General features: G+C 42.3%; 18 protein-coding genes. 5 read left to right on the forward strand and 13 right to left on the reverse strand.

Translation table 11 applies throughout. The features are described from left to right. Window positions 1–125 precede the first annotated feature (125 nt). On the forward strand, window positions 126–554 hold the full coding sequence (locus JMW94_RS11345) for a trimeric intracellular cation channel family protein (protein ID WP_227685493.1): 429 nt from the start codon (window positions 126–128) through the stop codon (window positions 552–554). Between the two features lie 73 nt (window positions 555–627). On the opposite strand, the gene recJ is transcribed toward JMW94_RS11345, so the two are convergent. Further along, the gene (recJ, locus tag JMW94_RS11350) at window positions 628–2,457 is read right to left on the reverse strand and encodes a single-stranded-DNA-specific exonuclease RecJ (protein ID WP_201604483.1); all 1,830 of its coding nucleotides are present in this window, start codon (window positions 2,455–2,457) and stop codon (window positions 628–630) included. Window positions 2,458–2,770: 313 nt separating this feature from the next. On the opposite strand from recJ, the gene JMW94_RS11355 reads away from it, so the two are divergent. The 3 genes from JMW94_RS11355 to JMW94_RS11365 all read left to right on the forward strand — a co-directional run bounded on the left by JMW94_RS11355 (window position 2,771) and on the right by JMW94_RS11365 (window position 4,362). Continuing rightward, window positions 2,771–3,286: a hypothetical protein gene (locus JMW94_RS11355; RefSeq protein ID WP_055123847.1), complete on the forward strand. Its 516-nt coding sequence runs from the start codon at window positions 2,771–2,773 to the stop codon at window positions 3,284–3,286. Between the two features lie 257 nt (window positions 3,287–3,543). Continuing rightward, complete coding sequence (locus JMW94_RS11360; RefSeq protein ID WP_201604484.1) at window positions 3,544–3,777, forward strand: hypothetical protein; 234 nt, start codon at window positions 3,544–3,546, stop codon at window positions 3,775–3,777. Between the two features lie 195 nt (window positions 3,778–3,972). Next, window positions 3,973–4,362, forward strand: coding sequence for a hypothetical protein (locus JMW94_RS11365; RefSeq protein WP_045451282.1), 390 nt, complete (start codon window positions 3,973–3,975; stop codon window positions 4,360–4,362). Window positions 4,363–4,515: 153 nt separating this feature from the next. Here JMW94_RS11365 and JMW94_RS11370 read toward each other — a convergent pair whose 3' ends face one another. The 4 genes from JMW94_RS11370 to uvrB form a co-directional block, all read right to left on the reverse strand. Then, window positions 4,516–4,893, reverse strand: a complete 378-nt coding sequence (locus JMW94_RS11370; protein ID WP_087815765.1) for a hypothetical protein — start codon at window positions 4,891–4,893, stop codon at window positions 4,516–4,518. Window positions 4,894–5,171: 278 nt separating this feature from the next. Next, on the reverse strand, window positions 5,172–6,224 hold the full coding sequence (locus JMW94_RS11375; protein WP_227685494.1) for a pyridoxal phosphate-dependent aminotransferase: 1,053 nt from the start codon (window positions 6,222–6,224) through the stop codon (window positions 5,172–5,174). 536 nt (window positions 6,225–6,760) lie between these two features. Further along, entirely contained in the window at window positions 6,761–7,813 is a 1,053-nt protein-coding gene (locus JMW94_RS11380; protein ID WP_201604485.1) for a pyridoxal phosphate-dependent aminotransferase, read from the reverse strand. Between the two features lie 239 nt (window positions 7,814–8,052). Continuing rightward, the gene (gene uvrB / locus JMW94_RS11385; RefSeq protein ID WP_201604486.1) at window positions 8,053–10,164 is read right to left on the reverse strand and encodes an excinuclease ABC subunit UvrB; all 2,112 of its coding nucleotides are present in this window, start codon (window positions 10,162–10,164) and stop codon (window positions 8,053–8,055) included. 375 nt (window positions 10,165–10,539) lie between these two features. On the opposite strand from uvrB, the gene dps reads away from it, so the two are divergent. After that, window positions 10,540–11,022 carry a DNA starvation/stationary phase protection protein Dps gene (dps, locus tag JMW94_RS11390; protein WP_060491486.1) on the forward strand — a complete coding sequence of 161 codons (483 nt, stop codon included), beginning with the start codon at window positions 10,540–10,542 and terminating at the stop codon, window positions 11,020–11,022. Between the two features lie 184 nt (window positions 11,023–11,206). Here dps and JMW94_RS11395 read toward each other — a convergent pair whose 3' ends face one another. The 8 genes from JMW94_RS11395 to JMW94_RS11430 all read right to left on the reverse strand — a co-directional run bounded on the left by JMW94_RS11395 (window position 11,207) and on the right by JMW94_RS11430 (window position 19,488). Further along, the gene (locus tag JMW94_RS11395; RefSeq protein WP_201604487.1) at window positions 11,207–11,914 is read right to left on the reverse strand and encodes a DUF2059 domain-containing protein; all 708 of its coding nucleotides are present in this window, start codon (window positions 11,912–11,914) and stop codon (window positions 11,207–11,209) included. A gap of 15 nt (window positions 11,915–11,929) precedes the next feature. Then, window positions 11,930–13,051, reverse strand: a complete 1,122-nt coding sequence (locus JMW94_RS11400) for a cation diffusion facilitator family transporter (protein ID WP_201604488.1) — start codon at window positions 13,049–13,051, stop codon at window positions 11,930–11,932. A gap of 106 nt (window positions 13,052–13,157) precedes the next feature. Then, complete coding sequence (locus tag JMW94_RS11405; protein ID WP_055123836.1) at window positions 13,158–13,703, reverse strand: acyl-CoA thioesterase; 546 nt, start codon at window positions 13,701–13,703, stop codon at window positions 13,158–13,160. A 126-nt stretch (window positions 13,704–13,829) separates the two neighbouring features. Next, a complete protein-coding gene (locus JMW94_RS11410) occupies window positions 13,830–14,240 on the reverse strand; it encodes a DUF2177 family protein (RefSeq protein WP_201604489.1) in 411 nt (136 codons plus the stop codon). 102 nt (window positions 14,241–14,342) lie between these two features. Then, window positions 14,343–15,836: an SAM-dependent methyltransferase gene (locus JMW94_RS11415; RefSeq protein ID WP_201604490.1), complete on the reverse strand. Its 1,494-nt coding sequence runs from the start codon at window positions 15,834–15,836 to the stop codon at window positions 14,343–14,345. A gap of 83 nt (window positions 15,837–15,919) precedes the next feature. After that, the gene (locus tag JMW94_RS11420) at window positions 15,920–16,891 is read right to left on the reverse strand and encodes a DUF1365 domain-containing protein (RefSeq protein WP_201604491.1); all 972 of its coding nucleotides are present in this window, start codon (window positions 16,889–16,891) and stop codon (window positions 15,920–15,922) included. A 41-nt stretch (window positions 16,892–16,932) separates the two neighbouring features. Then, window positions 16,933–18,693 carry an NAD(P)/FAD-dependent oxidoreductase gene (locus tag JMW94_RS11425; protein ID WP_201604492.1) on the reverse strand — a complete coding sequence of 587 codons (1,761 nt, stop codon included), beginning with the start codon at window positions 18,691–18,693 and terminating at the stop codon, window positions 16,933–16,935. 57 nt (window positions 18,694–18,750) lie between these two features. Continuing rightward, window positions 18,751–19,488: an SDR family NAD(P)-dependent oxidoreductase gene (locus JMW94_RS11430; RefSeq protein ID WP_201604493.1), complete on the reverse strand. Its 738-nt coding sequence runs from the start codon at window positions 19,486–19,488 to the stop codon at window positions 18,751–18,753. Between the last annotated feature and the right edge of the window lie 204 nt (window positions 19,489–19,692).

Consider the following 19,692-nt stretch of genomic DNA (forward strand, 5'->3'; position numbering starts at 1 on the left):
CTCATGTCTTTGTTTTGGACACTTTTGATCACTTGCGCTCGAAAGTCTGCTGAATAGGTCATGTATTCTTCTGCCGTGTCGCTTATTTTAAAAGTATTGTATCTTATTTATAAAAGACTGACTATATGAGCTACCTGACTGTTATCACCATCTCTTCATTAGTGATGCAAATATTCTTTCATCCCAACTCTAAACGCGTTAATAAGTTCCTCAAACTCTCAGATACTATTGGACTGTCAGTTTTTACCTTAATCGGTATCAAGGTTGCCGATAGTATGGGTGCAAATGTGCCCGTGGCATTATTACTTGGGGTGATTACCATCATTGTCGGCGGTATCATCCGCGATATGATCTGCAATGAGATTCCGCTGGTGTTGCAGCAAGAGATTTATATTTCGGCAGCCTTGGCTGGCGGCATCCTCTATTTCGCACTACACAATCTGGGTGTGACAGCTTGGATTGCTGACATCGCTACTATGAGTACGATTTTTACCTTACGCATGCTCGCCATTCGTTATGGCTGGCAATTTCCAATCATCGAATGGAAATACTAAAAAAGCGTCAACCTTAAACAAAGTCGACGCTATATTTGCTACTTATTAAGTATCTTATAATAAGATAATGCCATCATTCCTGTACCACTGCTAAATCCCTTACCATCAACTGTAGACTTTGTTTGCCGTTCCACTCGTTGATGTCTAGCTGAAATAATACATGCACTTTTTCTGCACGATAATCCCATATCTCGCTATCAAAATTAAAATAAATTGCTTCAATCGGATATTGCACATCAGGGTAACGCAGCGACAGTTTAAGGTGCTTGTCTTTTAATATCTTAAAGCTTAAAACTTCAAAGACCCCATCAAATATTGGCGGTGCAAAGCCATGACCCCAAATATTAGCATCAGCTAAGTGGTCAGCAAACCACAAGCTAAAGTCACTCGCCTGCAACGCGCCATCAGTAAATTTTTGCTCTGCAAACACCTCATTATCCATCTGTGCCATGACGTCATTAAAAGCCATAACAAACCCATCAAAGTTACGGCGTTTGATCGTTAAGCCTGCTGCCATCGCATGACCACCAAAATGACTGATTAAATCAGGATAGCGCTCGGCAACCTGCTCAATCGCATCACGAATGTGCACGCCAGCGATAGAACGCGCCGAGCCTTTGATAGGGTCATCGTCACCGGTACGCTCTGTATTCGCGGGTGCAAAAACGATACTTGGCAAATAATGACTTTCTTTTAACCGTCCAGCGACGATACCAATGACGCCTTGATGCCAATCATCTTGGTATAAAACGATACTGCGTTTATGGTTATTATTCGTCTTTTTCTCAGATCTATTTTGAACAATAATATCGCCGCTTTCATGGTTATCCGCCGTAGCCTCATCGTCCATGTCTGTATCCGAAGCGGCTAATGTCTGTACGATGCTATCCGCTTGCGCGCGCATCTCACCTTCTACCTGCCGACGTGTCCGGTTTAACTGCTCAAGCTCTTGCGCCAAACGCTGCGCCGTACTCCAGTCCTCGGTCAACAAACACTCAATACCGATGCGCATATTGTCCATACGACCAGCGGCGTTGATACGAGGTCCTAAGACAAACCCAAAATCCTGCGCCTGCAACTGCTTAGGATCTCGCCCTGCTTGTTCAAGGAGTGCCAAGATACCGAGCGAGCAGCGCCCTTGGCGGATAGCCGCCAGTCCATGATGCACTAAAATGCGATTGTTTTTATCAAGCACTCCAACGTCGGCAATCGTCCCTAATGCCACCAAATCCAAATATTGACTCACTTGCACGGTAGATTTACCAGCTTCGCGGCGCAGCTTGGCTAAGCGTCCAAGCACATAAAATGCCACGCCCACTCCTACGAGCGCTTTACTGCTAAAGTGACAATCGAGCTGATTGGGATTAACCACAGCCTCCGCAGGCGGTGTTTCTTTAGTCGTCAAATGATGATCAGTAATAATCACGGTGATGCCATCGGCTTGCGCACGAGCCACGCCTTCATGGCTTGAGATACCGTTATCGACGGTCACTATCACCTCAGGATGATACTTCTCAATACCCAATTCGACAATTTCTGGTGTCAAACCATAGCCGTACTTAAAACGGTCGGGCACTAAAAAGTCAACGACTGCGCCCATTTTTGTAAGCGCGCGCATCATTAATGCGGTGCTGGTCGCACCATCACAGTCAAAATCACCCACGATAAGGATGCGCTGATCGTCATCGATGGCGACGTCTAATAGACGCACTGCTTCGGTGACACCATGTAGCATTTCGGCTGGCAATAGCGCAGAGAGTTGCGTCTCTAGCTCATCAGGTCGAGTAATGCCGCGACCTGCGTATAAGCGGGCAAGCGTCAATGATTGGGCGGCAAGTGGTTGCAGCGCGGCGGGCAACTCGTCGATGCGAGTGCTGGTATAACGGGGGGTTAAATTTAGCATGTGCATATTCTACTGGCTTTGGCAGAGGGTCACAATGACAATTTTTGGCGGCTTGGTTTACCGTTTTTTGTTGCAGTACATTGTGATAAGCCATATTTTAATACTAGCATAGAGCAAATAATTCATACTCTATGCATATAATATGCATAATATTTCATTTACAAAAACGGTGTATAGCGACTGCATTTTTCTGCATTTTGCTACAAAGCAATGATTGTATGCCGCTCAGAAATCCATAAAATGGTAAGCAACTGAGATACTTGCTATCTATTGAGATTTGATTTTTTATTTTAACTATTTATAAGGATGCTTTATGAAAACCACACCACTGGCTGAAAAACTACCAAATACCATTGACCCTAGCTTGGATCTTGAACAAGTAAAAAAGGAATGTCAAAAGTTGGTCAAAAAACGCGCCAAATATTCTGCTGGTGTTGCCATCGTTCCTGTACCATTTTTTGATGTCGCAGTAGACGCAGGTATGCTTACTCAACTATTACCTGACATTAGCGAACGATTTGGCTTACTTGAAGACCGTAAGGCGGCAGTTGATTTAGAATCACGAGCCATTCATTGGGGCGCATTAAAAGATCGTACTGTCGATTTTGCAGGGTTGATGGCGACACGTGGTATTGTTAAAAAGACCGTACAAGGCTTTGGTGGTCGTATCGCTGCCAAGCAAGTAACGAAATTCATTCCACTAGGAGGTCAAATGGTTGCTGCTACAATGGGCTATATGATTTTCAAAAAAATCGCCAATGACCACATCAATGAGTGCTACAAACTCGCAAAAGACATTCAGCAAAAGCAACACGGTAAAAATGTCTAAAACAGTTAAAAAACTGTCATTAACTTTATAAAATAAAACCAGCTAAGAGCCATTACCTTAGCTGGTTTTTTTGTGCTGAGTTACGTATATATGGGTTTGAATCGGCTGCTTTGCGCAGAATGCTATTAAGCTAAATAGTATTTACAATAGAAAATAATAAATACGCTACCCAAATATAGCAATACTTCATGAATATTTCACCTCTCTCAGTTAATGAACTCGTTAAAGTAAGATAAATTTTATTCATGGATTCTTGTATGCTGCACTTTAGCGTAGATAGTTATGAGCTCACGTCAACACTGCTACTGCTACTAGGTTGCATAATTTTTTTCATCGCCAGTATTTCTGCGGCGTTCAATGACAATTTTGATGCTTTTTCATGCAAACACCTCACCACTTGGTTATTTATCGTCGGTGGTTTATTGATGATTATCGGCTATATTGGTTATAAAGCCTATGCATATTATCACCCTTATGCGTGGCTGGATTGATAACGTCAAGCTTTGATAAAAAAAGCTTTATTCAATACTAATAATAGTTGGTGGTGTTATTGATAAGTTTTGCTGATAATATACGACCTGCTTGGAGAAAATACATGTCAATTAGCAAACATCAACTCGTACAAAATGCCCGTTTCTATTAAGCATAAACCTTAAAACCAATAAAAATCTTAAAGGATCAGACCCATGAAAAAAATCTTAATATCAACGGCTATGCTCGCTACCCTCGCTCTATCTGGATGCACAACGACTGGTGGCATGAATAATAACGCAGGTACTGCTATCGGTACTGCCAATGAGATTGGTATGAATGTCTTTAAATCAGCGATTGATAACCAATGCCGCAGTCAGATTGAAAAGCAAACTGCTTGGCGTGTGGCTAGCGTGGCTATGACCGACACACAACAAGAAGCTGTAAAAAGTAATGTTTGTGGCTGCGTCAGTGAGCAAGCGCCGCAGCAAGTGACACTCGTTGAATTGGGCAATGCTGCTATCGATTCACAATATCGCACACAGCTGGTCACGAAAGTCGTCGCAAAATCTCTACAAAGTTGCTATACCAGTTTTATGAAATAAAATATGATATATCTACTGATTTATAGTAGATATGGTTGCACAACATTTAAGTTTTAAGACAATAAAATAAGACCATAAAAAGGGTGCGTTATAAATAACGCACCCTTTTTATTGCTAAGTCTTCGTACCATCTACTTATCTTATTAACTTGGCTTAGAACTTGTTTTTGTCAACTGGATTCTGTGACAAAGCTGCTGTGAAAGGCAGTATTTTACTGCGGCTAAAATACTTAGAAGAGCTATCAATAATCTTATCTACTTCTTTGATCAAATCATTAATAACGTCATCATAAACGCCATGATATAGTTCAGTTTCGAATGCCGTAAAGGGATGCTTACGTGATGCCGAGCCGACCTCTGTCACGCCTTGCTTACTATAAAAAATATCGACTCGACCATCACTGTTGAGTACACAATTTAATACTCCGCCCTCCAGCTCCATCTCTACTCGCTCAGGCATAAAAATATAATCATCTACATTGATGAGTTTTTTTTCTACTTCTCTCTTAAAAAATGATTTGATATCAAACATGGATATATCCCTGACCTTAAAATTATAATATACGTTAGCACGCCTGATTTTACAGCCACTGTCCAGCATGTAATCTGCTGCTTGTTTGTTCGTGCTTTATGAATCAATACTATAAGATGACGTGATATTTTTTAAGACAGGATATGTAAAACTGCGTTTGATGTTGGTAAAAATAAAATGTTAGCTGTAGCTCCTTTATCCTATTGCAATAAAAAAGGGAAGCTGTGCACTAGGGCGTGTCCCCTTTTTTAATGATGGAACTACTCTATCTGGCTTAATCACACCCAGCCTTTCTCACGAAACGATTTCAACACCTCAACAAACACTGCCATCTCATCAGGTCTGCCAAGCGTCAAACGATTAAAGCCAATGATAGGCGCAAACTCGCGACCAACAGCGATGCCATGGTCGCACATTCTATCGATATAGGTTTGTACATCGCCCTTGATTTCGTGGAATATAAAGCTGGCTTGTGATGGTAAGTAGCGTAGTCCAAGCTCATCCAACGTCTGCTCAACCAGCTGACGCGATTGATTGGCAGTATGCAAACTCAACGCCAAAAACGCCTCATCATCCAAGGTTGCTATCGCGGCGACAGCACCAGACAGATTGGTATTATCCACTGAGATAAACGCCTCTAGCTCAGTGATCATTTGCGGACTGGCAACTGCATAGCCGACACGCATACCTGCTAGCGCACACAGTTTGGAGAAAGTCCGAACCACGATAATATTGTCTGAGCGCTGCTCTCTTATCCACGCAATCCCACTCTCAAAACTTGGGTCAATGACATATTCTGAGTAGGCTTCATCTAGCAAGAAATAATGATGGTCTGGTGCCGTTCCTACCCACGATTTTAACTCATCTGTGTCAGTAATCGTCGCTGTTGGATTGTTGGGATTGCAGAGATAAAACAAGCTTATACCATCAAAATTATCAGCCACTTTTTGCATATTTTGTAAATCAAAAGAATAGCTTTCAGGCATCAGTGCTACTTTTACCACGGGCACATTGATAGAGGTTGCATATAGTTCCGCATAAGCAAAGGTTGGGTGCGGCACAATTACTTGAAAATTTCTGCCTTCTCTTAACGCTTTGTTTTGCAGCATTTGTACGACGGTGCGGATATTCTCACTGGAGCCGCTGCCTAGAGATATTTGACTTTCAGTCACGTCATTAATTTTCGCAACTTTAGTGATTAAGGCTGCACGCTGGCCATCTGGATAACGAAAGCCGATATCTAAAGCATCGATAACCGCTTTTTTGGCAGAGTTTGCCATGCCCAATGAGTTTTCGTTAGAGTTTAATTCTATTAATGGATTGGTAAGCACAATAGTAATACGCCTAATTGATACCCATACCAAATATGCGATGAACAATGTCAAACTCGCTCAGCCAGCGGACGTAGCACTTGTGCTCGTCTTTTTGCTACTCTGATTATTTAGTAAGGTTTATATATGGATGGTGAGATGCATTCGGATAATAATGGTTATGGTAAGTGGCATTTACCCTGATTACAAGCACTCTGAGCGATGAAACTCGTTAGCAGCTGTTATGAGTGAGATGCTCACTTATTGATAGTATCCGTTAAATAAAAAAGAGCCACCCTATAGGCAAATCACTTTGCTAATACTAGGGCGTGTCCTCATTTTAAAAATGGTGATAAACATGAGATAAATTGCCGTTAAACAAGGAAAGTAGCGCAAATAATATCAAGATATTAAGAAGCTATTTGACGATGTTTGGCAAAATTTAGCCATTTTTAGCCATTTTTAGCCCATTTAGCAAGTAATCGATTGGATTGAGGACACGCCCTAGTCTTGTTAGTTTATCGATATTTCAAATTAGCAGTTTTCTAATGTACTACTTAGACCCAGCCTTTTTCACGGAACAGCTTTAATACTTTAATAAATTCTGCCATCTCATCAGGCGTGCCAAGCGTCAAGCGATTGAAGCCTGTAATAGGTGGAAACTCGCGACCAACCTTGATGCCATGGTCACGCATTCTATCGATATAAGTCTTTAAATCACCTTTTATTTCATGAAAAATAAAGTTGGTCTGTGAAGGTAAATAACGCAATCTAAGGTCATCTAACACTGTCTCAATCATCTGGCGCGACTGATTGGTATTGCGTAAGCTGAGCGCTAAAAACTTGGCATCATTTAACGTCGCAATAGCAGCAACCGCACCTGACAAGTTGGTGTTGTCCATAGACATAAAAGCTTCGACACTCTCAATAGCTTGCGGGTTAGAAACTGCGTAGCCCACTCGCATACCTGCTAAGGCACATAGCTTTGAGAAAGTATGGATAACAATAAGATTGTCGGATAACCCTTGTTTCACCCACTCAATACCGCTCTCAAAGCTTGGATCTGACACATACTCCAAGTAAGCTTGATCTAGCAAGAAGTAATGGTTATCTGGTGCATTACTTACCCAAGTCTTAAGCTTTGACGTTGATGTAATGATGCCCGTTGGATTGTTCGGATTGCAAATATAAAGTAGGCTGATGCCATCAAAATCGTCAGCTGCTTTTTGTAATTCATCAAAATCATAATCATAGTTTTCAGCGGTTAGTGGTATCTTGACCACAGGCACGCCAATGGAATTTGCATACATCTCTGCACAATCAAACGTTGGCACAGGAATCACCATTTGAAACTGCTTGCCCTCTTTTAATGCTTTGTTTTGCAACATTTGTAAGGTAGCTCGAATATTTTCAGTCGAGCCATTGCCTAAGGAGATTTGGTTTTCTGCCACACCATGGATGGTGGAAATTTTGCTAATGAGCGCCGCGCGTGGATTATCTGGATAACGAAAGCCCTCACCTAAAGACTCTATAATGGCTTGTTTGGCAGAATCTGCCATGCCTAGTGAGTTTTCATTCGCATTTAATTCTAAGAATTTATTATTTTGCATGATGGATTATATGCCTCAACGTCCGTTGTTATAAGTTCATATTGCTCATTGATATCATATTAAGGGGCATTTAGTATAAACACAAGTTTTGATATAACCAATTATTAGTTATTAATAATATCGAACAAAGGCGAGGTTGTTTTGCTGATAAGAAGACCATAAAAAAGGTAAGCTGCACCGTTAGCAACTCACCCTTTTATTAAATACAAACTGATATTAACGGCAGTTCAAATAACCTATTAGATCAAATGCGCTTTTAACTCTAGCACTTTATCACGCGTTTTTGCAGCATCTTCAAACTTCAAATCACGCGACATCTGCTTCATCAGTTTCTCAAGACGGTTGATTTCTTTCGCCAGTAAATCAGGACTGCGTAAAATGCTGATATCTACATCAGGCAAATTACTCTTGATAGGAATCACTTGATTGTCATTGGCATTCTGATCGTCACCCGTATCGATTTTATCAGTAATACTGCGACGTGCCCCTTTTGGTGTGATGTTGTGCTCAAGGTTAAAAGCGACTTGTTTTTCACGGCGACGATCGGTCTCGTCTATCGCCTTTTGCATACTGTTGGTAATACGATCAGCATAAAGGATAGCCTTACCATTGATGTGACGCGCGGCTCGTCCAATGGTCTGAATCAAGGCACGCTCAGAACGCAAAAAGCCTTCTTTATCAGCATCGAATATCGCTACTAGCGATACCTCTGGCATATCCAAACCCTCACGCAATAGGTTAATACCGACCAGTACGTCATGCACGCCAGTCCGTAGCTCATGAATGATTTGCATACGCTCGACAGTATCAATATCTGAATGCAGATAAGCGACTTTGACATCGTATTCTTTTAGATAACTGGTCAAGTCCTCTGACATACGCTTAGTCAAAGTGGTAATCAGTACACGCTCGTCTTTTTCGCGGCGTTTGGTAATCTCTGATAGTACGTCATCAACCTGCGTCAATACAGGACGAATTTCAATCTCAGGGTCAATCAAACCCGTTGGACGCACGACTTGCTCAACGACTTGCTCGCTGTGCTCAAGCTCATACAATGCAGGCGTAGCACTCACATAAATAGTCTTAGGCTTGATACGCTCCCACTCTTCAAACTTCATCGGGCGGTTATTCATCGCACTTGGCAATCTAAAACCATAATTAACCAAGTTCTCTTTACGCGATCTATCGCCTTTATACATCGCGCCAATCTGCGAAACCGTCACATGCGACTCATCAAGGAACAGTAGCGCATCTTCTGGAATATAGTCAAACAACGTCGGCGGCGCTTCTCCTGATGGACGACCAGACAGATGCTGTGAATAGTTTTCGATGCCGTTACAGTAGCCGAGCTGCTGAATCATCTCAAGATCATACTGAGTACGCTCTTCAAGACGCTGTGCTTCAATCAGTTTATTATTGTCACGGAAATACTCTAAACGTGGCTCAAGCTCAGCACGGATGGTATGACTGGCAGCTTCTAGTTTATTACGCGGCGTCACATAGTGCGATTTTGGATAAATAGTAATACGCGGCACGCTACGTACCGTCTTACCTGTCAATGGATCAAACCAAGTAATTTTCTCTACTTCATTATCAAATAAATGCACACGTACCGCCAGCTGCTCAGACTCAGCAGGATAAATATCTAGCAGCTCGCCACGCAACCGATACGTACCGCGCCCAAAGTCTAGCTCATTACGCGTATATTGCATTTCAACAAGACGTTTGATGGTAGCAGTGCGATCAATTTTGTCGCCAACGACCACATGCAAGAGCATTTTTAGATAGCTTTCTGGATCACCCAAACCATAAATGCACGATACCGAGGCGACGATAATTGCATCACGGCGCTCTAGGAGTGCTCGCGTCGCTGACAGACGCATCTGATCAATATGGTCATTAATAGCGCTGTCTTTTTCGATAAAGGTATCACTCGCCGCGACATAGGCTTCCGGCTGATAGTAGTCATAATAACTGACGAAATACTCAACAGCATTGTTTGGAAAAAATGACTTAAACTCACCATATAACTGCGCGGCAAGCGTTTTGTTATGCGCCATAATAATGGTTGGACGCTGCGTCTCAGAGATGACCTTTGCCATGGTATATGTCTTACCCGAGCCCGTTACACCGAGTAGTAACTGCTCATCCATACCAGAATTGATACCGTTGACGAGCTTTTCAATCGCTTGCGGTTGATCGCCTGCTGGCTCAAATTCAGTAACCATCTCAAAAGCACGACTTGATATTTGCGTCCCAGACGCATTGACACCACTAATTTCAGCTTCGCCTTGGAGCTGAGTGGCCAATTGGTTTAACTGACGCGACGAGCGCGGTTCAGGCATTCGCATAATGGCTTTCTTCTTCTGAAGGTTTATAACAATGTGGGGTCTAAGCTAGGGTTTTTAAAGGTAATCAAGGGTTTTATCTTGTCATCTTCTCTTACAATATTAGCATCTAGATATGACCTCACACGCCCTATTTATAACGAATAAATAGTACCTTCGTTATAAAAAACGCACACAGCATCCGCTAAATTTACAAAGCTTTTCATGATTAACAAACTCATTACACGACCACCTAATAAAGCCTAACGCTTGAGGCTTTCAATCTTCATTTAAGCTGCTATTATTTATAACGAATCAATCAACAAGTAGTTCATTAGTAAGATACCAATAACAACAAATGAGATTTTCATTAAAATAATACACATAACGGAGTAGAACATGAGAGAACGTTACGCAAGTGGAATAGATGACGCAACCGCAAAGAAAATGATCGACTTATTGAACGCTAATCTAGCGAATCTCATTGATTTGAGTATGGACAGTAAGCAATGTCATTGGAATTTGCAAGGTACTGGCTTTATCGGTGTTCATCAGTTATTAGATGATACTTACGGTCGCTTAACTGAAGCTTATGATACGGTTGCTGAGCGTATTGTTATCCTTGGCGGTAAAGCCAATGGTATCTCTAAACGCGTCGTTGAGGACTCTATCCTCGAGACTTACCCTACTGATATCACTGAAGTCGACCAGCATGTTCGTGAGCTTACCAATCGTTATAAGACCATTGCGGCATCATTGCGTGAAGGGATTAATACTGCTGGTGACGCGGGTGACGAAGACACCGCTGACCTATTAACGGAAATAAGCCGTACTGTCGATAAAGATGCATGGTTCATCGGTGCCAACGCGCCAAAGAAATAATATCTTTGTACCTAAACCTGTTATACCAATAAAACAGGTATATCCATAAGATAGTCCATATCAGCAAAAAAGGTCACTTTTATAGTGACCTTTTTTGTGTATACTAATTTATGTGTAATAACTTTAAGATTCGCGCTCAGAAACGGGCTTTAAAATAGCTAAATTATCAGTTATTAGCTGTCAGTTAAAAAACACCTTGGATTATTTGTTGCATCTGCGGTAAAAGCTCATCCAGCTGCGCCTCTGTCTCACTGGTATCGTCAGGCAAAGATTGCTTTAGAAATGCCGCTGTAATCTGTGGCTGTTTCGACAAGATACTTTGACCCATCATCGTATCATAAAAATCAATTTGAGCATCAACTTCCGCTTGCGTATAGTAAGTTTTTGCCGCGTTAATATATGCTTGCGTCAACGTCTGCTTGTCAATAGCATTGCCTATACCATTGGTCATTATCTTGGCATATTGACCCAGCACTTTTTGAATCTGCTCTTGTAGCGCCTGTTGACGTTTATTTAGTTTACCATCACCTACTGACTCAGTACGATTTTGCGTTTGTACGTTGATGGCATTAATAGCCGCTTGTTGCCCGTTAACGATAGATTCTATTTGCTCATCAATGTGCATCACTTCCATCAGCTTAACGATAGACGTATCTGTTGGGGAGATATTATTATTCATAAAAGCGGTATTGTTAATAGAAGCGCTATTCGCACTTATTCTATTGATACTTACGCTTTGCTGTTGAGCAGGCTCATTATGAATTACCAGCTCAGCCTGTGCTTGAGTCAGACTGGCTACTGCGCTAATAGTGACAACGACCATACTTAATGAGCGAACCATGATTAAACGCCCAACAGGGCTCTCTATAGCAGACTGAAGACTTAGTTTCATGTTAGTTTCTCTTTATCAGGCATCTTGATTATAACTATTGGGTAAGTTCAAAGTTTTAGCATTGGGTACAGATAATGTCAGGATAGCTTCCTGAAATAAAGGATTGGCACGGAACTGACTTTCAATAATTTCGAATTTTTGGGCAATCTCTTTTTCTTTTTGATTGCCAGCGATATCGACTGCTGCCACCATAAATATCTTTTTGGGTCCCACCCACTCCAAATGTAAGTACGACACACTATCGATATCTGGATGATTGAGTAACTCGGTCAATGCATAGCCATGTATCCTCTCTGATACTTTATAACCGACCAAAAAGTCACGGTTACGGCTAATTAAAAAAATGGCTACCGCACCTAATAATATTCCGACAATGATAGAGCCGAGCGCATCCCAAAACGGCTGTCCCGTATAAGCATGCATACCCATGGCAGCAGCAGCGACAACCAAGCCAATGACAGCTGCCAAGTCTTCAAAGAATACACCACGTAAAGTTGGGTTTGACGTATCGACCACATAGCCAATGGCGCTGACATTTATCGCTTCACCATGCTTTTTGCTTTGTAAGTAAGCTTGCCCTAACGAAAACCCTTCGAGCACAAACGCAATCGCCAATACAATAAAACCGATGGTATAGTTGGTCTCGCTTTCCGCAGCATTCCACTCGGTGATACCGGTATAAATGGAGACAATCGAACCTGCCATAAAGACACCAAAAGCGGCTATCATCGACCAGACATAAGCTTCTTTGCCATAGCCAAGGGGATGGCTTTCATCAGCAGGTTTGATCGCCTTTTTCTCAGCGACAATTAATAAAGTACCGTTACCTGCATCTGCCCACGAATGCGCTGACTCTGCGATCATAGAAGCAGAGCCCGTCATAAATGCTGCAACCGTTTTGGCAATCGCAATGATAATGTTGGCTCCAACGGCAATTAATACCGTTACCAATGAAGCGGAATGCTGCTGGTCTTTATTGGTTGTCGACTTAGCAGAACCGTCTAATACAGAGTGAGAATTACCATCAGAAGTGGCGTCTGTAATGAGCGTGCCAGCACCCCTAGCACGGCTACTACGCGGCGCTGACTGATGAGAAATAGGAGTGTGTGACTCGGCTTCCGATGGTTTTAAGCTCATAATAATCTCGATATAGGCTTTTTGAACGCAGATATTTACATATTTAACCAGATCAATAGACCATATATTGAGAGCCGTTTAACTGACTATGCAGGGTCTATTTGTCTTAACGATCATGAGAATTAGCCAGCTCACCAACCATATCCCCGATATCACAACTGGGTCGATGTGAGCTTTCCAGACGCAGGTTTTTACGCTCTAGTGCGGCATCAGCGCGGCATTGCTGCATGGGATTTTTGATATCAAGTGGCGGCGCAGGTGTGGGCTTGCCATTATCATCGATAGCGACCATCGTAAAATAGCAGCTATTGGTATGGCGTACAGTACGGGCTCGAACGTCTTCTGCTTCGACGCGAATGCCGACCTCCATCGAAGTATTCCCCACATAATTAACACTTGCCGCAAAGGTGACCAATTCGCCAACATATATAGGCTCACGAAACATCACTTGGTCGACAGACAGCGTCACCACATAATTGCCGCTATAGCGACTGGCGCAAGCGTAAGCGACTTGATCAAGCATTTTAAGCAAATCACCACCATGCACATTGCCAATAAAATTCGCCATATCAGGCGTCATAAGTATCGACATATATAGCTCATGATTTAACGGGGCTTTTTTGGCAGTCGAGCTGGTATTGTATTGCGGCATAAAAATCCTTGAATGATTTAGGGCGTGTTGATAGTAAGTATCATTTATACAGCAGCTCACAAGAGAGCACAAACAGCACTCTGTCATTGAATGGTCTAGGTTATGTAAACCTTAAGCTATTTAACTTTAGCTCAACCAATGAAAACGATAAGCAAGCCAAGCAACAATGGCGCTCACTGAACCTGTCAAGATACCGCCCCAAGCAAAATCAACCAACGCTGTATCCAGTGTAAAGCCTTTGTACAACGCTAAACTGGTAAAGTCATAAGTACCGTAAGCCATCAGCCCTATTAAGCTACCAAGCAAGAATATATGACCAATCGAAGCGCCTGCTTTGATTTGTGGATATAAAATCAAGACACAGAGAGCCAGTAGATAAAACATATAGAACACGCCAGCAGCAATCATGTTTGGCTCATCGGAAAGCAGATGCCCGATACGCTTTTCGTAAAATAAGCCAGTCATAGTCTTGAGCCAAACTGCGTCAATACCCAAAAATATAAGCACAGCAGCCAGATATATAAATACATAACCCATAACCACATCCTTTTAATTAGCGTTTTTTAATCCCAGCTTGTTTCCATAACTGCTTGTTTCCATCATCGCTTGTTAAGACACTACCTGTTGAAACTCAACTTGTTAAGACGCTATATTTCGTTTGGAGGCGTCTTGGCCATCACTGTTAACATTACCGCTTTCATTAGAATTCATAATATCGTGAATCAGGCGGCTGCTTTGCTCATCGGTGAGAGTGTCATGAGAAGACAAATCAGAGAAATGCATCACATCAATATTGTCAGGCTTCACTGCGGTCAACTGTACCACGCCGATGGTGCGCTCTAAAAACCCACCTTCACAGTAGCAAAAGTAAAAATCCCACAAGCGTATAAAGGCCTCATCGTAGCCAAGCGCTTTGATTTCATTGCGCTGCTGCATAAAAGCGGTGCGCCAATCACGCAGTGTATAAGCATAGTCAAAACCGTAGTCATGCAACTGCTTGATGACCATGTCGGTTTGTTCCGTAAACTGTGTATTTAGCTCTTGATTGGAGAGCAAACAACCACCAGGGAAAATGTGCGTTTGGATAAAATCGACTGAATTAACATAATCTTGGTAGTTTTGATCATTAAAGGTGATCGCTTGCAGCACCATCAGCCCTGTGGGTTTGAGCAAGCTATTACATTTGGCAAAAAACGTCGGTAAGTACTCGTGCCCAACGGCTTCAATCATCTCGATACTGACTAGCTTGTCGTACTGCCCTGTCAGCTCACGATAGTCTTGCTTCAGCAGGGTAATTTTATCAGACAGTCCTGCCGCATCGACTCGGCGCTGCGCCTCATCATACTGGGCATCAGAGATGGTCGTCGTCGTTATGTGACAGCCATAATGTGTGGCGGCATAAATAGCAAAACCGCCCCACCCTGTGCCAATTTCTATCACATGATCATCAGGCGTCAATTGTAATCGCTGGCAAATGAGCGCCAGTTTATGCTGCTGTGCTGCGCTCAGTGATACATCAGGCGTACGATATACTGCTGCTGAATACATCATCGTATCGTCCAAAAACCGCTGATACATATCATTGCCCAAATCATAATGCGCTAAAATATTAGACTTGGCACCAGACTGATCATTGCTACGTAGCCGATGCTTCGCTTTTTCAAACGCCTTACTCACACCTGCAAAGCGATTTTCTAATTTATTCAACACCGCCAAGTTACGCGCTGCCAACCGAATCAGCCCGGTCAAATCGTCCGTATCCCACTCACCATTGATATAGCTGTCTGCTAGCGCAATAGAGCCGCCAAGCAACAGCTGCCGATATACAGTAGGATCATGAATCATCAAGGTAACGTGTAGTGAATGGCGGCCCACTGCCGAACTGCTCGCGACACTATCGGATACTTTACCAAAGCTAACGGTATTAGGTGCTTGCTCATCGAATGCTTCGACTATAGTCAGACTACCAAACTGGATATGCGCTAATGCGCGGAAGATGAGTTTTCTTGCCAATTGATTCATTCCCGTACTGACGGGCTGAAAAATGACGCTCTCATTGACGACTTTACTCATCTGTGCGGTCAATTTTCCTAATGTCGAAACGGGTGCTCGGTCGGTTGGTCGTGCTGACATCGTATATTCATCCTTGTTTAAATGCTCTATGCTTAAGCGTTAAGCTGATAAATTTCTTTGGCTGATCGTTAGCCCTTTAACTATCAAAGAATATCTTTTTGAGTCGGTGCTTTGTTCTGTTGGCTATCGGCCAGTTTTTCATCATAATGAATATAAGGCACTTTTTTAATCGCATAAATCTTGAAAGCATGCCAATAAATACGGGTTACAGAGGTCATGTTCATTAGCGGGTTTTTTCGCAAGCTGTTGCGAATCGTTGTGGCGGTCATTAGAACGCCAACCATTTTTATACCCGTTTTTAATACCTCACCGCGCTCATCGCTGATATCGATAGCAATACGAACTTGCAAGCAATTATCCGGCTGCTTTTTTACCTTAACCTGCCAACGATATAGCTGGTCGATCGGGTTAAAAGGTGAGACATGAAAATCTTTATTATGACAAAATTCAGTATTCCCGCCATTGAGTGTAAACCCATAATAATGGCGCTTATCCCACGGTGTATTAGAGACTTCAGCCAATAAATGGGATGGTATCTGCTGCTCATCGAAACCTAAGTAAAAATTGACTGGACTAAAATATATGCCCGCATTGCGGCAAATGAGCATCCCAATAATATCGCCTGTTGGCGCACTACCCGCTTGCTCAATAAACGCTTGGTTTAAACGATGATTGAGCGCTTGAATAGGATTTGAACGATCATTATCATGAATTGATAAATTACTTAGGCTATTTGACTCTTGTAAAGGAATAGCTTGTAAATAATCCTCAGGACAAAACTGCTGCAAGGCTTTTTTATTTGCTGAAAATAATGACAATCCTTTGACCAGTCGCCCTTTTGAAAGCAACTTTTTTAAAAGCTTATTTTTGCTACTAATACCTGTACTTACTTCAGGAAGCTCCAGCCCTTTAGCCAATGCGCTGATATTGATGCCCCAATAACGGTATGGGTACGCAAATTTATGCACACTTGGCAGTAACCGACTGTGCCAAGTCGTCCCATTGAACAACTGATGGGGTAACAGCTTATTAGGCGTGCCGGTTTCAATAGACATAGCATTCTCTTCAATAGTGTTCGTTAATCTCACTGCCAAAATCACTGCATTTTATGACGGCCAAATAAGCGACGCTTTCGCTTTGATTCATCACTTTTAACAGTCGGTTGTAAACGTTCAATGTACTCAATCAGCTCCTGATTGGTAAGCGCCGTGACCACCTCACGCTTATTAAGTGTGCGCAATTTGCTATCTGCCTTTACCGGCAGGTCTTTATAACGAAACGGCGTATGTGCGCTCTCGGCATCAGGCAGATGAGTCGGATCAACCTCGTCCTTTATCGCAATATCATGACCGAGCGCCTGACAGACACGTAGACCACTACGTACGCCATCTTCATGAAAACCATTAAACCAATAGGCACCGCAAAAATGTGTGTGCATGTCGTTACCAGAGATACTCGACCATCTGCTTTGCGCCTCAATCATCGCTTTATCAAACACAGGATGGCTATAATCGATGCGCTTAATGACGTGCTTATCATCAACATTTTCACGAACGGTTTCTGGATTCAGCGTAACCAAATAATTGTGCTTTTTGGTCAGGCGTTGCAAAATATTCATGTGATAAGTCAGCACTGGTTTTGCTGATGTTTGCGCTTTTTTAGTATGGTTTTCAGTAGCTGATTGTCCTGATTGTCGCGCAGTTTTATTTGCGAGATTCTCATCAATCAGATAATTCCAGCTGGCCCATGCCAATGGCTTGTTCGGTAGGACACTGACATCGGTATGCAGTACGGCGGTATTTTTGGTAAAGCGAAAATGACTGAGTACCTCATGTTCATCCTTACTGGCGTCTGTTAAAATTTTGAGTGCGGTGTCTGCATGACAAGCAAAGATAACTTCGTCAAATACCAATTTTTCGTTTAAGCTTTCGATATTGCTATCAGTAATACTTTTATTTTTAACCGTCAATAATACTTGCTCACCATCGCGAACCACAGACTGTACGGGACTGTTTACTCTCACCTTACCGCCCGCTTTGATGAAGCGTGGAATCAACTTATTGACGTACTGTTTTGAGCCACCTTTGATCGTAAACCACTGCGGACGATTAACTACATCGAGCAAGCCGTGATTGTCAAAGAACTGTGCAAAAAACACCAGTGGGAAGTCTTGTACTTCATGCAGACTGGTTGACCAAATGGCAGAAACCATTGGCAGAAAATAATTGTCTATAAACAGCTTGCCATAGCTTTTTTCTGTGAGATAGCTGCCCAGTGTTTGCTCAGTAAAAATGCTAACATCTTGCCCGTTAGCACGTGCCATTTCGTAGTCTTGGCGTAGCTGCTTGATATGCTTATTGAACTGTAAAATATCTTTGATAAATTGCCAAAACTTTGGATTAAAGACATTCTTACGCTGCGATAATAAAGTATTGAGCGTATGACCGTTGTATTCAAACTTACGAGCCGTGTTTTTCACAGAAAAGCTCATATCTGTTGCTTGAAACGGCACTTGCAACTCATGTAGCAACCGGAAAAAATTGGGGTAAGTACGTTCGTTAAAAACAATAAACCCTGTATCTATCGCACTGCTTTCTGTCTTGCCACTCTTGGCTTTTTTGCCGTTTTGTAAGGTCACATCAATCGTGTTTACATGCCCACCGATATAATCATTAGCCTCGAACACTGTCACTTCATGTTGCGCCACCAGATAATGAGCGCAAGTCAATCCTGATACACCTGAGCCAATGATAGCAATACGTTTTTTAGCTTGAGCGTCAGTCGTCTGTTTTGAGAGACTGCTAGCTTCATGAGAGACTGTCTCTATATTCTTACGTTTACGACGGTTAAACAGCATTGATGCGTTCCTTTCCATATTTTTAGTAATTTGTTTTTAGCCGTTTTTCAATATAAGCTATTTTTTATTAATTTTTTCACTGACTTGCTGCCACACCAAATCTGGTAACGTACCCAATACTTTTAGCGGTAAAGTGAGCTTTTTGGGAAATTCAATCACATCGTGACCACTCGCGATACCATCACGAATCGCTTTGCTTGCCTCCGCTGTTGTTTGGATAAAGGGCATGGGAAAATCGTTTTGCTTAGTCATTGGTGTCTCGACAAAACCAGGCACGACCAAGCTTACTGACACATCATGCGGTGCAAGGCTAATTTGCAAAGTTTTCATTAGGTAATGGATGGCAGCCTTTGAGCTGCCATAAGCTTCGGCACGAGCAAATGGCACATAAGCAGATGCTGAACCAATGCCAACCAAGCGACCTTTTGAGGCGATTAGCTTTGGCAATATCCCTTCGATAGCATGTGACAACGTACCCATATTTACCGACATCACTTTCATAAACAAGGCGCTATCGAAGTTTGGCATGTCCAAATATTCGCACATGCCAGCGCCACAAATCGCCAAATCAACCTCTTCAATTTTTCCAAAAGCGTCGATAACTTTATCCCGATCCATGAGATCTAAGTCAACTGTTTCTGCGCCTAGTGACTCAAGCTCAGCCAATGCCCTATCGTCTCGACCAACGGCATAGACATGATGACCGTCTAGTAGATAGTCTTTTGCCAATTGATTGCCAATACCAGACGTCGCGCCAGTAATAAGTATATGTAATTTCTTAGTAGAGTCAGTCATCGTAAACGTCCTTTTATGTGTGCTGATAGTACAAAATTCACCATGCATTTAGGTGCTAAATACTTGCTTATCATCTTTAGTCAGCTGATGGCATTAACCTTTTTTTATTAAGGTATCATCCATTTTATTTATTAAATCTAAACAATCATAGCGCACGGCTATCGATTTATTGTTGTGGTTTCGCAATCAATGCGTCTCTTAATT

The sequence above is a fragment of the Psychrobacter immobilis genome (assembly GCF_904846185.1).
Classification (GTDB): Bacteria; Pseudomonadota; Gammaproteobacteria; order Pseudomonadales; family Moraxellaceae; genus Psychrobacter; species Psychrobacter immobilis_B.